This window comes from Roseomonas marmotae, assembly GCF_017654485.1.
Lineage (GTDB): Bacteria > Pseudomonadota > Alphaproteobacteria > Acetobacterales > Acetobacteraceae > Pseudoroseomonas > Pseudoroseomonas marmotae.
Window position 1 is genome coordinate 1 of the sequence record NZ_CP061095.1, and the last position, 13,596, is coordinate 13,596.

Annotated in this window: 12 protein-coding genes; 7 read left to right on the forward strand and 5 right to left on the reverse strand. The window is 64.6% G+C overall.

Annotated features, from left to right (window positions below; translation table 11 throughout):
• The first annotated feature begins 68 nt into the window (after window positions 1-68).
• Both IAI58_RS20580 and IAI58_RS20585 read left to right on the forward strand, forming a co-directional pair.
• Window positions 69-1,259, forward strand: coding sequence for an AAA family ATPase (locus tag IAI58_RS20580; protein WP_207448980.1), 1,191 nt, complete (start codon window positions 69-71; stop codon window positions 1,257-1,259).
• A gap of 13 nt (window positions 1,260-1,272) precedes the next feature.
• Window positions 1,273-2,361: a ParB/RepB/Spo0J family partition protein gene (locus tag IAI58_RS20585; protein WP_237182538.1), complete on the forward strand. Its 1,089-nt coding sequence runs from the start codon at window positions 1,273-1,275 to the stop codon at window positions 2,359-2,361.
• Window positions 2,362-2,375: 14 nt separating this feature from the next.
• Here the strand turns inward: IAI58_RS20585 and IAI58_RS20590 are convergent, their stop codons facing one another.
• The 3 genes from IAI58_RS20590 to IAI58_RS23420 all read right to left on the reverse strand — a co-directional run bounded on the left by IAI58_RS20590 (window position 2,376) and on the right by IAI58_RS23420 (window position 4,183).
• Entirely contained in the window at window positions 2,376-3,173 is a 798-nt protein-coding gene (locus IAI58_RS20590) for a glucose 1-dehydrogenase (protein WP_207448978.1), read from the reverse strand.
• A 67-nt stretch (window positions 3,174-3,240) separates the two neighbouring features.
• Window positions 3,241-3,597 (reverse strand): serine hydrolase domain-containing protein, encoded by a 357-nt coding sequence (locus IAI58_RS23415; protein ID WP_336512370.1) that lies wholly within the window; start codon window positions 3,595-3,597, stop codon window positions 3,241-3,243.
• Between the two features lies 1 nt (window position 3,598).
• A complete protein-coding gene (locus IAI58_RS23420) occupies window positions 3,599-4,183 on the reverse strand; it encodes a serine hydrolase domain-containing protein (RefSeq protein ID WP_336512369.1) in 585 nt (194 codons plus the stop codon).
• A gap of 200 nt (window positions 4,184-4,383) precedes the next feature.
• On the opposite strand from IAI58_RS23420, the gene IAI58_RS20600 reads away from it, so the two are divergent.
• Window positions 4,384-5,124: an SDR family NAD(P)-dependent oxidoreductase gene (locus IAI58_RS20600; protein WP_207448976.1), complete on the forward strand. Its 741-nt coding sequence runs from the start codon at window positions 4,384-4,386 to the stop codon at window positions 5,122-5,124.
• A gap of 107 nt (window positions 5,125-5,231) precedes the next feature.
• Here IAI58_RS20600 and IAI58_RS20605 read toward each other — a convergent pair whose 3' ends face one another.
• Both IAI58_RS20605 and IAI58_RS20610 read right to left on the reverse strand, forming a co-directional pair.
• Window positions 5,232-6,890: a M28 family peptidase gene (locus tag IAI58_RS20605; RefSeq protein ID WP_207448974.1), complete on the reverse strand. Its 1,659-nt coding sequence runs from the start codon at window positions 6,888-6,890 to the stop codon at window positions 5,232-5,234.
• Window positions 6,887-8,623 carry a M28 family peptidase gene (locus tag IAI58_RS20610; protein WP_207448972.1) on the reverse strand — a complete coding sequence of 579 codons (1,737 nt, stop codon included), beginning with the start codon at window positions 8,621-8,623 and terminating at the stop codon, window positions 6,887-6,889. The genes IAI58_RS20605 and IAI58_RS20610 overlap by 4 nt, the downstream gene beginning before the upstream one ends.
• A 299-nt stretch (window positions 8,624-8,922) precedes the next feature.
• On the opposite strand from IAI58_RS20610, the gene IAI58_RS20615 reads away from it, so the two are divergent.
• The 4 genes from IAI58_RS20615 to IAI58_RS20630 are packed head-to-tail and all read left to right on the forward strand — an operon-like array spanning window position 8,923 to window position 13,522.
• Window positions 8,923-10,608: an ABC transporter substrate-binding protein gene (locus IAI58_RS20615; RefSeq protein WP_237182973.1), complete on the forward strand. Its 1,686-nt coding sequence runs from the start codon at window positions 8,923-8,925 to the stop codon at window positions 10,606-10,608.
• A gap of 10 nt (window positions 10,609-10,618) precedes the next feature.
• Window positions 10,619-11,593, forward strand: coding sequence for an ABC transporter permease (locus IAI58_RS20620; protein ID WP_207448969.1), 975 nt, complete (start codon window positions 10,619-10,621; stop codon window positions 11,591-11,593).
• Window positions 11,580-12,506, forward strand: a complete 927-nt coding sequence (locus IAI58_RS20625; protein ID WP_208776290.1) for an ABC transporter permease — start codon at window positions 11,580-11,582, stop codon at window positions 12,504-12,506. The genes IAI58_RS20620 and IAI58_RS20625 overlap by 14 nt, the downstream gene beginning before the upstream one ends.
• Entirely contained in the window at window positions 12,503-13,522 is a 1,020-nt protein-coding gene (locus tag IAI58_RS20630; RefSeq protein WP_207448965.1) for an ABC transporter ATP-binding protein, read from the forward strand. The genes IAI58_RS20625 and IAI58_RS20630 overlap by 4 nt, the downstream gene beginning before the upstream one ends.
• The last annotated feature ends 74 nt before the right edge of the window (window positions 13,523-13,596 follow it).

Here is a 13,596-nt window from a genome sequence, read left to right on the forward strand (position 1 = left end):
TCATCTATCTTGATTCCGTCGGTAGATCCCTTAACACAGCCGAAGGGGCATGTTTGGGGGAATCGGCCATGGGCGATCACGTCACGGCCTTCCGTAATGTTGCGGAAGTGCTGCGCGCCGCGCAACAGGTCGCTATCGAAGTCGAGAACGCGCCGGAGCGACGCAAGAGGCTGCGCGGTTTCTCCGCCGCCGAATGCGCCGCTCTGCTCGGCATGACAGCGCCGGAACTGCGCGGACTGGCACGTCGTGCCCTTCCAGACGCTCCCCCGCCCCGTGGCCGATTTACCTTCGAGCAGCTTACCATGTTGCGGCAGCAGCCGGGCGGCAGCCGGGCCAGGGCACGCCTGAAAGCGCCACGCGATCCGAAGCGGGAATCCCTGGCGACCGTGGTCTTCACGAACTTCAAGGGAGGTTCGGCCAAGACGACCAGCAGCGTGCATTTCGCGCAGTTCATGGCACTCGCAGGCTATCGGGTACTGCTGGTGGATCTCGACAGCCAGGGAAGCGCGACGGCACAATTTGGCTTCGATCCCGCGCATGAAGCTGGGCCGGAGGAGAGCTTCGCCGCCTGGACCACGGCCCGGGAGGATGGTCAGGAGATCGACGCCGCAAAGCTCTGCCGCCGGACCTACTGGCCAAGCATCGACATCGTGCCTGCCGGCGCCGCCCTTGCGGCAGCCGAGGAAAGCTTGGCGCGCCGTGCCGCATCGGGTCAACCGGAGGAGACCCTCTATTTCGAGGAATTTGGCGCCTTCCTCGATGCCCTGCCGCCCAGGTATGATGTCGTGGTGGTGGATACGCGGCCTGACGTGAACATGCTGATGACCGCAGCGCTCCATGCCGCCAGCGGCATCGTGGTACCCACCCGCGCGACGATGACGGACTTGGCCTCGACCGGGGAATTCTTCGCGCATCTGGCCGGCTATGTCAGCGACTTCACGGAGGCCTTCGGCGCGTCGCTGCCGCTGGCCTTCACCCGGATCCTGATCACAGCCTTCGATCCCACTGACCGCAGTCAGGAAGCGCTTTTCGCCCTGGCGCAGGAACGGTTCGGGGAGATTGTTCTGCCACGCCCCTTCCTCCATTCCCGCATCATCGGCACCGCCGGGCTGGGGAAGGAGACACTGTATGAATACGAACCTTCGACCGACCGGGCAGCCTATCAGCGCGTGCTGTCCAGCGTGAATGCCGTCAACCGGCTGCTGGAGCGGGAGGTGCTGTCCTTCTGGGGCCGTGCCCTGCCGGCCCAGGCAGATTGAGGAGAGCCGCGATATGAACCGCCCGACCAGCGCCCGTTTCGGTCAACTGGCCAAGGCCCTGCGGGAACGGGGCCCCGATTCCGAGGTCGCGGCCCCGGAGCAGGCCGCGGCCCAGCACCGCCCTTCCGCCGCCCTCGGCGCGGTGACGGAAGGCCTGAAGGAGCGGATCCAGCGGCTGGAACATGCCCTGGCCGGTGCCGGCGAGCGTGGCGACAGCCTGGAGCGGGAACTGGCCCAGGCCCGGGCCATCGCCGCCAAGGCCGGCGGTGAAGCCGATGAGTTCCTTTTCCTGGCACCGGAGCTGATCCACGACCCTCTCCCGCGCGACCGGATGCGCTCGGCATTCGCGGGGCCGGAGTTCGAGGCGCTGCTGGAAGACATCCGCGCGAACGGGCAGAACGATGCCGTGACCCTGCGCCGGGCGGGGGAGGGGCGGTTCGAGATCGCGGCCGGCCGACGGCGCCTCGAAGCCTGCCGGGTGCTTGGACGCAGCGTGCTGGCACGGGTGCGGATGCTGGATGACGCGGCCATGCTGCGTATCCAGTTCTCGGAGAATGAGCGGCGCGAGGATATCTCGGCCCTGGAGCGCGCCCGCTGGTTCGCCGAGGTGAAGGGACGGCTGAACGTGCAGGCGAAGGAGGTGGCGGCGCAGTTCGGCCTCGATCCCTCGACGCTCAGCCTCTACCTGCGGCTGGCGCGGTTCCCGACGGAGATCATGGACCGGCTGCGCGACCCGAGGAGGCTGGCCATGCTGCGCGCGCGGCGGGTCATGGAGGCCCTGGATGCCGACCCGCTGGCCTTCCAGCGCATCATCGACACGCTGGACGCCCAGAAGAACCCGGACCCCGATGAGCAGGTGGATGCCATGCTCCGCGCCGCGGAGGGACGGGAGGTCCGTCGCGGTGCCGCCCCGGCAGGGGCACCGGACCGGCGGCATGTGGTGCATGACGGCCAGCGTATCGGCACGCTGACGCGCAACGGAGGCCAGTGGATGTTCCGCTTCGCGACCTCGGTGCCGGAGGAAGCGGTGCAGGCCATCATCGACCGCCTGCCGGAGCTGATGCCCCCCGCGCCAGCCCGGGGTAAGCAGCGGTCCGCCTGAGGGCCGCGCCAGCCTCAGCCATTGTCACGGAAGCCCGGATAGAGCGTCATGCCGCCATCGACGAACAGCGTGGCGCCGACAACGTAATCCCCCATATCTGAGGCGAGGAACAGCGCCACCCGCGCCACGTCCTCCACCACGCCGATGCGACCGTAAGGGATCAGCCGCAGCAGGTCCCGCGCCGCGTCGCCCTCGGTGGCATCGGCGTTGATGGCGGTGCGGATGGCACCGGGGGCGATGGCATTCACGCGAATGCCTTCCTCCGCAACCTCCTGCGCCAGGCTTTTCATCAGCAGCGAGATCCCTCCCTTCGAGGCGGCATAATTGGTATGCCCTGCCCAGGGGATGACCTCATGCACGGAACTCATGCAAAGGATCTTGCCGCGCGCGCGGGAGACGCCGCGCTCTCCCTGCCGCCGGAACTGCCGCACTGCCGCCTGGGCACAGAGGAATTGGCCGGTCAGATTGGTGTCGATCACCTGTTGCCAATCCTCGAGGGTGAGTTCGGTGAAAGCGGCATCCTTCTGGATGCCGGAATTCGCCACCAGGATATCGACAGCGCCAAAATGCTCGACCGCGGCGGCGAACATGGCCTCGACCTCCGCTTGCTGAGAGACATCGGCCTTGACCGCGATGGCCTTGCCACCGGCGGCCTCGATCTCCCGCACCGCCTCCTCGGCGCCGTCACGGCTGCCGCGGTAGTTCACCACCACCGCCGCGCCTGCCTGCGCGAAGAGCTGCGCGATGCCGCGACCGATGCCGGAACTGCCGCCCGTCACCACTGCCACCTGGCCGTCCAGCCTGCATTCCATCGGGTGCTCTCCTACCATTGCCCGCTGCCATAAAGCCCCGGGGCCGCCGGGGTTTGCATCCACGGCCTCAGGCGGTGAGGGCAGGGATCAGCGCCTGCTCCACCAGCTCATGCAGGGCGCGGGCATGCCCACCGGCTCCGCCGGAGCGTTGGGTGGGGTCGGAGGTCATGACGATGCTGAGGCCAAGCGCGGGCACCACATGCGCCATCTGCCCGCCAAATCCCCAGGCATAGGCGCGCCAATACCCGCCGCGCCCGGTCATGAACCAGCCATAGCCGTAGCTGTCGCCCGTGAAGACCGAGGCCGTCCGCGCTGTCCAGCAGGCGCGCACCCAGTCTTCCGGTACCACCTGGCGGCCCTGGAGGTGCCCCATCTGCCGGAACATTTCCGCGAAGCGCAGCAGCGCGCGAGGGGAGAGCAGCATGTCATTGCCGCCGAAGGAGATGCCCTGCGGATCGCGTGGCCAGGGTGGGAATGGCGATACCCAGGGGCTGCCCCAGCCAGTCCCGCGCCAGGGCCAGGGTGCTGCGGCCCGTGACGCTGGTCAGGATGGCGGAGAGCAGGTGGCTATTGCCAGTGGAGTACAGCATCTGCCCTCCAGGCTCTGCGACGAAGGGGCGGGCCAGGGCGAAGCGCACCCAGTCCGGGCTGCTGACCCAGCGGCCATAGAGCGGGCCGGAGGTACGCTCCAGCCCTGCCTGCATGGAAAGCAGCTGGCCAAGCGTCACGCGCGCCAGGCGCTGGTCGGCGGTGGCCGGTAGCTTGTCCCGGAGCAGGGGCGCGATAGGCTGATCGGGGCCCCGGAGATATCCGCGCGCAATGGCGATGCCGACCAGTCCCGCGATGACAGATTTGGACACTGATTTGATGTTCACAGGCTGGTCGGGTGCCGGGCCGCGGAAGCGGCGCTCGGCGCGCTGCGCGACGATCAGCGTATGCAGAGGCGTCAACTCGGCGGCGCGCGCCAGGGCCTGTTGTAACCGGGCTTCCTGCGACCAAGCTCGCCGCATGACCGGCAAGCCGGCGGCCAGACCCAGAAGCAGGCGGCGGGAGGGCAGGGGAGGCAGGTGCGGCACCTCCCGGATATGGCGACAACCCGCCGCCTTGGAAGGCGATGCGGCGCCTCACCATATGCCGCACAGGCGGGCTGGCGCCCTTGTTACCGGACTGGCACACAGGAGGCAGCCGAACCCGATGGAGACGACTCCCGATGGCCCATAGCCGACCCATCATGTTGTTGACCGGCGCCAGCCGCGGCATCGGCCATGCCACCGTCAAGCGCTTCCAGGCCGAGGGCTGGCGCATCCTGACCGTCTCCCGCCAGCCATTCTCGGAGGAATGCCGCTGGCCAGAGGCGCGGGAGAGCCATCTTCAGGCCGACCTGGCCGACCCGGGCGCCATCGGTCCGCTGGTTGAGGAAGTGCGTCGTCGCCTGCCCGACGGACAATTGCATGCGCTGGTGAATAATGCCGGGATTTCCCCCAAATTGCCGGGCGGCGGCCGCATGGGATTGCTCGATACCGATCCCTCCACCTGGATGACGGTATTCAACGTCAATCTCTTCTCCACGGCCGCGCTGGCGCGTGGGCTGTTCGGGCCTTTGAAGGAAGCGAAGGGGACGATCGTCAGTGTCACCTCCATCGTCGGCTCCCGCGTCCATCCTTTCGCCGGGACGGCCTATGCCTGTTCCAAGGCAGCCCTGGCGGCGCTGACGCGCGAGATGGCGCATGAATTCGGCCCCCATGGGATCCGCGTGAATGCCATTGCGCCAGGCGAGATTGATACGGCCATCCTCTCTCCCGGAACCGAGGACATCATTCACCGGCAGATTCCGATGCACCGACTGGGCGCGCCGGAGGAGGTGGCGAATACCATCCTCTTCCTCTGCTCGCAGCAATCCTCCTATATCAATGGCGCCGAGATCCACATCAACGGTGGCCAGCACGTCTGAACCCAGCCGCCCGTCATTCATATCCTGCCGTGAGGAGCTGAAGAACGCGAAGGCCGGTCGGGCGCAGCAACCGTAGAAGGAAAGGTGGTATAGCCAGCCGCCGGCTATCAGTTCCGCAGGGCGTGCTCCGCCTGCCTCAGCCCATGCATCAGGCGGTTACAGGCGCGAGTGGCCGCTACGGCCAGGAAACGCGCCGCGTCAGAGTCTGGCGCCGCATCGGCCCAGTCCCGCAACGGACGCAGCACCGGCCAGGGTGTGCCGGGCAAGGCCGGGTCGTGCTGAAACCGGTCCCCTTCGGACATGTGCAGGCTGACCAGGGCGCGGCAGGCCCGCATCAGTGCCTGATCTGACCGCGCGCCTTCCGCAGCTGCCTGCACTGCTTCCGCCGCGGCGAGGGCGGCGGAAATGGGCGGCGCGTCGTCCCGGCCCACCGGCAGCGCGCGCAGCTCCTGCACCAGGGCGGATGCCGTGTCGCCCGGGGTCAGCGGTAGCACCGGATCGCTTAACAGGCGCCACAGCGCATGGACGAAGACTTTGGTGTCGCGAATGAGGAACTCCTCATCCACCTTGTCAATCAGGTCATGCGGCGTATGCCACCACCAGCCGAGGGAATTCCGCATCTCCGGCGGGCCGAAGGTCGGTGTACCCGGAACCTGCGTGCTGAGCCCGCCGAACATCGAGGGAATGCCGATACCCCAGAAGGATTGGTCGCTGCTGCGGGAAGGGCGCTTGCCGGCATAGTTCTGTCCGGTTTCCCGCCGGATGGCTTCGGCCGCCAGCGACACCAGCTCCGGCGTGACTTCCGTCTGGGTGAGCGTCGTGGCGCCGATCCCGCCGGTCGAATCAACATTCACATGGGCGGCACAGCGGCGATCCAGATCATCCCAATTCTGGTCAGCATACCACGCCGAGCCCGAATAGCGTCCATGGGAATGCCCGGACCAGAAGCAGACGCGCAACCCACGGCGCCAGCCGGCGCGATGGCTGGCCAACAGCCTTGCGACCTCCAGCATGGTCGCATTGGCTGATCCATTATCCATCACGCCTTCATACCAGGTATCGTGATGGCCGGAGAGGAGGATGAAGGGCGCCTCCGCGCCATCCTCGCCATCTAGTTCAGCCTCGAGCAACGGTGTCGGCCGCCAGCCGGTATCGACCTCCGCATGCAGCACGGCCTCCAGCGCCTCGCCAGCCTTCATTCGGGCATGCAAGGTCCGGCCCGCGGACTGGGCGATCGTGCAGACCACGGTGGTCGGCAGCGCAGCCAGGGTGATGTCGGTCGGATTGCCCCAGACCGGGGAGATGCACATTTCGTGCAGGTGCTCCTGCGGGCTGATATGCAACTGCCCTGCGGCACCGGCTGCCGAGGCGCGGGCGGAGACCGCAGGACTAGCGATCCCGTCCACCAGCAGGATCTTTCCGCGAAGGTCTCGCCCTTGGAAATCGGCTTCGGCGCCGCGATCCACATAAGTGAGTTCACCGCGCAACCCGCCTGCCGGAGAAGGGCGGGAGAAGGAATGCGTGATGGCTTGCGGCGTGGTGCCGCCAGCTTCGACCCGTGCGGGGCCTGGCAGGCTGATATAAGCGTCGTGTATCAGAAGGCGTGTTCGGTAGCCGAAGCTATCCATCTGCGCCTTGAGATATCGGAAGCTCTCCAACTCCTCCGGCGTGCCTGACAGCTTCACGCGCTTCGCGAACTCCCGCACATGCTCCATGAGCGCCGGGCCGCCGACGTTGCCGGTCAAGTGGGCGACGGTATCGCTCATGCCAGCGCACCCTCCACCATCCTTGTGGCAGCCCGGACCGCTGCGACATAGCGGTTCTGGCCACGCATCAGTTCCACATGGCCGCTACGGCGCAGCTTCTCAGGTAGGTTGGGCAGTTCAGCGGCAACGGCCAGCGTCGGCAGCGGCGGTACTGTATAGGCGGGGTCGTGGCGGAAGCGCGGTTCACGCGTTGCATTCAGCGGAATCAGCAGCCGGGCGAGGTTCAGGCTTGTTGCGTTACGCACCCCTGGCCCGGCATGTTCCAGCTTCTCCACAGCCGTTCGCAGCATCCGGGTTGCGGCACGCGCGGCTGAGAGGTCCGCCATATCGCCGGAGGAGGATTCGTACCGCGAGATCGTGTTCAGGAACTCGTCGCATGTGGCCAGCCAGTCGAAGGGTAAAACTTCAGCATTTACCACACGAAGCACAGAGAGGAGATAGATCCTGATATCCGTCAACAGGATATCGCGGTCGGCGATCTCGATCGTATCATTCTCCGTGTGCCAGGCGATATTGGCGCCGCACCCTGACACATCGTAGTATCCTTTCTCTTCCCGTAGCTTCTCAGGCATGGTCGAGGAGAGCATGAAGAAGCTGGGCAGACCGATATTATTGAAGGAATAGTCGCCAGCCTGCGGCGGCCGCAGCGTCTTCACTTCGGCATCAGGCACGATGTCCAGAATGGCCTGCGTGGCAATGGCGGCGCTTTCCGTGAAGGCGCGTGTATCGTGATAACTGGTGGCCCAGCGGCAGCCCGGGCTGTCACAATTGATCTGCACCACGCAATTCTCATCCAGATCCTGCGCGAACCGGTCGGAGAACCAAGTAGATCCGGCATAGCGGCCGGTAGAATGGCCGGGCCACCACGCGATCTTTACGGAACGGCGTAGATCTCCACGTCCTTCCCACAAAACGCGTGCAAGCTCCAGCAGGGTGGCATCGCCAGTAGCGTTGTCGCCTACGCCGACATCCCAGCTGTCGTAGTGACCATGAACCAGAGCGTATTTTTCTGGCTCCGCCGTGCCGGGGATGGTTACGACGGGCACCTTCTGCGGGAACCAGCCTTCCAGCATCTCCGTCTTGATCGTGACCTCAGCCCCCTCATCGGCCATCTCCATCAGCGCCCGACCGTCGGGATTGTTGACAGCAACAACCGGAATCTTCGGCTTCCTCGGCAGGTCTGCCAGATCGGGGCTGCCCCAGATGGTGGTGCAGGTGCCCCAGTGGATATCTATACCAGGATTGACCGCGATCAGCCCGACTCCGCCCCACTCCTCGATCAGGGAGGTAAGGGCCGGGTTGCCGAAGCCGGAGATGACGACAATCTTGCCGCCGACCAGTGCGCGCAGTTCTTCGACCGAGCGGATGCTGCCGCCGAACAGGGTCGAGATGTCGCGGTTATAGCTGCGAAGCGCCTTGGGATTCGCCTGCAGCTTCACCAACGGCGCTGTCCGTCCTTCCGGCACTGACAGAGCAGAAGAAGGAGCTTTGGCCCGGAACGCCCTGCCACCCGCCGTGACAGAGGCGGAGAGAGGCACCGAAAGGCAGATTTCTGGCTGATGCATCTCGAAGGGAACACCGAGTGCGGCGAGGCGCTGGCCTATGACATCGGCAGCGCCATTGACGTCTTCCGGCATCCAGCGAGGCATGGTCGAGAAGGTTTCTACCAACGACCATGGGGTGTCGAGGCCGACTTTGTCGAGGAAACGGCGCTCCAGATCACTGATTGGCACCCTTGATACTCCCCACCATCTGGCTTGTTACGGCTGTTGAACCGATGGTTCTCCTGCGCCAGGAACAGGTCAACTGTTTTTCGTAGTGGCCAGAGTATGACCCTCCCAAACTGAACGGAAATTAGTCAGATTTCTGCGTTAACGAACAGAGTTTGGGCTGTCTTGGCGATTCTTCTCCAGGAAGCATGTTTTCTGGCCTGCTGCCTGAAGAATTCCTTCCACGAGAACGAAACAACGGTTTAGGCTCGGCAGCAGATGGCGCGGCTACGCGCCGACCTGCCCTCATGGAGGATGCTGCCGTGACCGCTGTCATGCTCTCGCGACGTGCCCTGCTGGCCAGTTCTGCGCTGATGCTCTTGCCTGTCATCACATCCACCACCGCTCTCGCCGCCACACCCGGGGATAAAATCCGCAAAATATCCCTGCTTTGCGCGGCGCAGGCGAGCGATCCGCAGGAATTTCAGGCCGCGCAACTGATCGCCTCTGCCTGGCGCCAGCTTGGGCTTGACGTTGAGGTGAAAGGCCTGCCGCGTCCTCAGCTTTCCGATATCGTCTGGAATAACAGAACGAAATGGGACATGACGATGTGGAGGATGGTCGGCCGTCCGGAGCGTAGCGACCCGGATGAGTTCACCTTTAACCTCTATAATCCATCAACGATCGCCACGGGTTATAACTTCGTCGGTTACGACAATCCGGATTTCCAGAAGATCGCGGAAGAACAGAGAGCGGAGCCGAACCTCGAGAGGAGGCAGGAACTACTTTACGAAGCGCAGGAGATCATCGACCGCGATCAGCCCTATTTGTTCCTGGTCTATCCGAAGAATGTTCTTGCTTACGACAAAAGCATCTGGAAGCCGGAGAGCATCGTCGAGCAGAGCGGAATCGGCATCCGCTGCTTCTGGACCTTTCTGCGCGCCGAGCCTGCGGGCGCTAAGAGGGATATGGTTGTCAACGCCGCCGAGTCGCTGATCGCGTTGAACCCGCTGTACATCAGTGGTGCCATCGACAGCTGGGTGACCGAACTCATCTGGGATCGCCTGATGCGGGTTGGCCCCGACGGCCTGCCGCAGCCTTGGGCTGCCGAGAAGGTAACGCAGGTGGACCCCACCACCATCGATGTGGTGCTGCGCGCGGGCCAAACCTGGCATGATGGAAAGCCGGTGACGGTGGAGGACGTCGTTTTCTCCTTCGAGGCGCCAGCCACCAGCGACAAATCGCCGATGTACAAGCCTTTCGTGGCCAATATCGACTCGGTGAAGGCGGTTGACGAGCGTACTGTGCGCTTCGTGCTGAAGACACCCAGCTCTGCCTTCGCGACGTCCACCCTGGCCAAGATCAACCTTGTCCCAAGGCATGTCTGGCAGCCTATCCTCGCCGACCTCGCCAGCAAGCCACAGAATGCCGAGACAGTTCAGGAAGAGCGGCCAATCGGTTCCGGACCCTTCAAGGTCTCCCGCTTCAAACTGAACGAGGAGATCGTGCTGGAGGCAAACCCGCAATATTGGGAAAAGCCGCGTATGGACAGATGGATCATGCGGGTTATCACCAATACCGGGGCTGCGATGAGCATGCTACCGCGCGGGGAGATCAACTTTCTCACGGACTACAGGGGCGACCCTAAGCTGCTGGCGGACATGGCCAAGGGAAACCCGAACATCGAGGTGGTGGCCACCACCGACATGGGCTTCCGCTTCGCAGCACCGAATTTCCGCCGCCCGCCTTTCAATGATGCGCGCTTCCGCCGCGCTCTCTCCCTGGCCATCAACCGTCAGTTGATGGCGGCTGCGGCATGGAACGGGTTTGCTACGCCAGCCAATTCCTTCGTGTCTCCGGCGCTGAAGTTCTGGAGCAAGCCAGGCATCGATGATCTGAAAGTCGATATGGCAGCAGCCAGGAAGCTGCTGGAAGAAGCGGGGTATGTCACCGTGCGCGGCAAGCTGCATTATCCTGAGGGCGTCAAGGAAACCCTGACCGAAGGTTGAGGCAAAGCGCGTGCCATATTTCCTCAAACGCCTTCTGCACATGGTCTTCGTGCTATGGGCTGTGGCGACGATCGTGTTCCTGATGTTCCGGCTGATGCCCGGTGATCCGAGCACGGCCTTCATCGACCCCACCTTCACCGAGGACCAGCAGCGCGAGATCCGGGCGCAGTTCGGCCTCGATCGCCCGCTACCGGAGCAGTATCTGATCTATCTGGGTAACCTGTTGCGCGGCGAGTTCGGATTGTCCTTCCGCCAACGACAGCCGGTTCTGGACATGGTGCTGCAGGTACTGCCGAACACGCTTCTGCTAACGATGACCGCCCTGATCATCGCCTATCTTTTCGGGACATTGCTGGGCGCTGTGATGGCCTGGAAGCGTGGCGGCGTGTTCGAGGCAGTCAGTGTTCCCCTGGTCCTGACCACCCGTGCCGCACCGGAATTCTGGGTGGGGATGGTGATGCTCGCAATCTTCGCTTTCGGAGTCGGATGGTTTCCTTCTGGCGGCGCCAATTCGGCGGGCGCGCATTACAGCTCCGAATGGGCGCGGATCTTCTCGCTGGATTACCTGCAGCATCTGGCGCTGCCGGCGTTCACCCTCGCCATCTACCTGCAGGGCCTGCCCGCTCTGCTGATGCGATCCTCGATGCTGGAGGTCATGCGGGAGGAATTTGTCACGATGGCCCGGATGAAGGGGCTTTCGGAAAGGTCAATCATGTTGCGTCACGCGGCGCGCAATGCCCTGCTGCCGCTGGTTACCGCCTTTGCCCTGGGCTTCGGGCAATCCGTCGGCGGCAATGTCGTGGTGGAGAACGTCTTCAGCTGGCCGGGGCTCGGTCGTCTGCTGGCGGATGCCATCGCGAATAGCGATTACCCCCTCGCGCAATGCGCTTTCCTGCTGATCGCTCTCGTGCTGGTGCTGATGAATATCCTGGCCGATCTCCTCTACGGCCTGCTGGACCCGCGGGTAGCCCATGGCCGTGGCTGAGGTCAGCGCGGTAACGACCGCCGCCCCCGCCACCAGGGCGCCACGCCATGGCGCGTGGTCGGCCTTTACGCAGCAGTTGCTGCACGATCCCTATGCGCTGGTCGGTGTCTCCATCTACATCGCCTATATCATCGTAGGGCTCTGCGCGGACTGGCTTGCACCCTATGACCCCATGGAGATCCTCTTCACACCGGAAGGCGGCCTGGCCGCATCGCTGCCTCCGAGCGCCGAACACTGGCTTGGTACCACCAATCTCGGACGGGACATTTTCTCGCAACTGGTCATGGGCACGCGCCCGTCGCTGATCGTGGGGCTTTCGGCCGCGGTGGCCGTGGCGGTCATCGGCACGGTGGTGGGCCTGCTTTCCGGCTATTTCGGTGGAGGGCTGGACCAGGTTCTGATGCGCCTGACCGATATCGTCATCGGCCTGCCCTTCCTGCCTTTCGTCATCGTCGTCACGGCGCTGCTGGGGCCGCAGCTGCAGAATATCGTCTTCGCGGTGGCCATCATGCTCTGGCCCAATGCGGCGCGAGTCATCCGCAGCCAGGTCCTGACGCTTTCGCAGCGCCAGTTCGTCGAGGCCGCGCGCGTGACGGGCGCCAGCGAATGGCGCATCCTGTTCGTGCATGTGGCGCCGAGCGTGCTGCCCTTCTCGGCGCTCTACGGTGCCTTCGCGGTCGGCTGGGCCATCCTGACCCAGGCCAGCATCTCCTTCCTCGGCTTTGGCGACAGCGACACGATCTCCTGGGGCACCATGTTGCAGGATGCCTATGCCTCCCAGGCGCTGGACCGCGGGCAGTATGCTTGGTTCATGCCTGCGGGCCTCTGCATCGTGCTGGTGGTGCTGGCAGGATTTCTGGTCAGCCGTGGCTATGAGGAATTGCTCTTCCCCAAGCTGAGGGACGGGAAATGACCACATTGCTCGCAGTCCGCGACCTCGGGGTGGCCTATGGCCGTGGTGCGGTGCAGGCGGTCGACGGCGCGGACCTTTCGGTCGAGCGTGGTGGCATGCTCGGACTGGTGGGGGAATCAGGTTGCGGCAAGACGACACTCGCCCGTGCCCTGATAGGCGTCCTGCCCGGCGGCGCCAGCATCACGCGGGGTCAGATCCTGCTGGATGGCACGGATCTGGTTGCCCTCTCGCCTGCTGAACGTCGCGCCAAGCTCTGGCGCGAGATCGCCTTCATCCCGCAGACGGCGATGAGTGCGCTCGATCCTGTCTATCGCCTGCGTGACCAGATGCGGGAGGTGCTCTGCGACCGCGGCGGCCTGCCGCGTGCCGAGGCCGATATGCGGGCGGCCGAGCTGTTCCGTGCTGTCGGCCTGCACCCCCGGCGGCTGGATGATTACCCGCATCAGTTCAGCGGCGGCATGCGCCAGCGTGCTTCCATTGCCCTGGCACTCGCCCTCCGCCCCAAGCTGGTCATCGCGGACGAACCGGTGACGGCGCTGGATGTGATCGTGCAACGCCAGGTGCTGGATACATTCCGCGACCTCAGCCGGCAACTTGGCCTTTCCGCGATCATCGTCACGCATGACATCAGCGTCGTCGCCTATCTCTGCGGGCAGGTGGCTGTCATGTACGCCGGCAAGGTGGTGGAGCATGGCCCGACCTCTGCAGTACTGGAACAGCCGGCACATCCCTACACCATGGGCCTGATGAACGCTTTCCCCGACCTGGAATCGGAGGAGGCGGTGCTGGCGCCGATCGAGGGTTCGCCGCCGCCGCTGCATGATCCCCCCAAAGGCTGCCGCTTCGCACCGCGCTGCCCCTTCGCCATACCCGTCTGCACGGCTCTCGTGCCGGAACCGTCCACGCTGGCGCCCGGCCACTGGGCTGCCTGCCATCGCGTTGGCGAGGCCACCGTGTTGCGGCAAAGAGCGCGTGATCCTTCCACCTGGCGGAATGTCGTGGGGCAACAGGCATGAGCGAAGCTGTATCCGCCCCCATTGTCGCTGCCCGGGGGCTATCGAAGCATTACCCCCTCCGGCGCGGCCTTCGT

Excerpts from the sequence above, each read along its gene's own strand:
- IAI58_RS20625 (WP_208776290.1), top strand. The coding sequence starts at position 11,580 with ATGGCCGTGGCTGAGGTCAGCGCGGTAACGACCGCCGCCCCCGCCACC.
- IAI58_RS23415 (WP_336512370.1), bottom strand. The coding sequence starts at position 3,597 with ATGCTGCTCTCCCCTCGCGCGCTGCTGCGCTTCGCGGAAATGTTCCGG.
- IAI58_RS20605 (WP_207448974.1), bottom strand. The coding sequence starts at position 6,890 with ATGAGCGATACCGTCGCCCACTTGACCGGCAACGTCGGCGGCCCGGCG.
- IAI58_RS20630 (WP_207448965.1), top strand. The coding sequence starts at position 12,503 with ATGACCACATTGCTCGCAGTCCGCGACCTCGGGGTGGCCTATGGCCGT.
- IAI58_RS20580 (WP_207448980.1), top strand. The coding sequence starts at position 69 with ATGGGCGATCACGTCACGGCCTTCCGTAATGTTGCGGAAGTGCTGCGC.
- IAI58_RS20600 (WP_207448976.1), top strand. The coding sequence starts at position 4,384 with ATGGCCCATAGCCGACCCATCATGTTGTTGACCGGCGCCAGCCGCGGC.
- IAI58_RS20590 (WP_207448978.1), bottom strand. The coding sequence starts at position 3,173 with ATGGAATGCAGGCTGGACGGCCAGGTGGCAGTGGTGACGGGCGGCAGT.
- IAI58_RS20585 (WP_237182538.1), top strand. The coding sequence starts at position 1,273 with ATGAACCGCCCGACCAGCGCCCGTTTCGGTCAACTGGCCAAGGCCCTG.
- IAI58_RS23420 (WP_336512369.1), bottom strand. The coding sequence starts at position 4,183 with ATGCGGCGAGCTTGGTCGCAGGAAGCCCGGTTACAACAGGCCCTGGCG.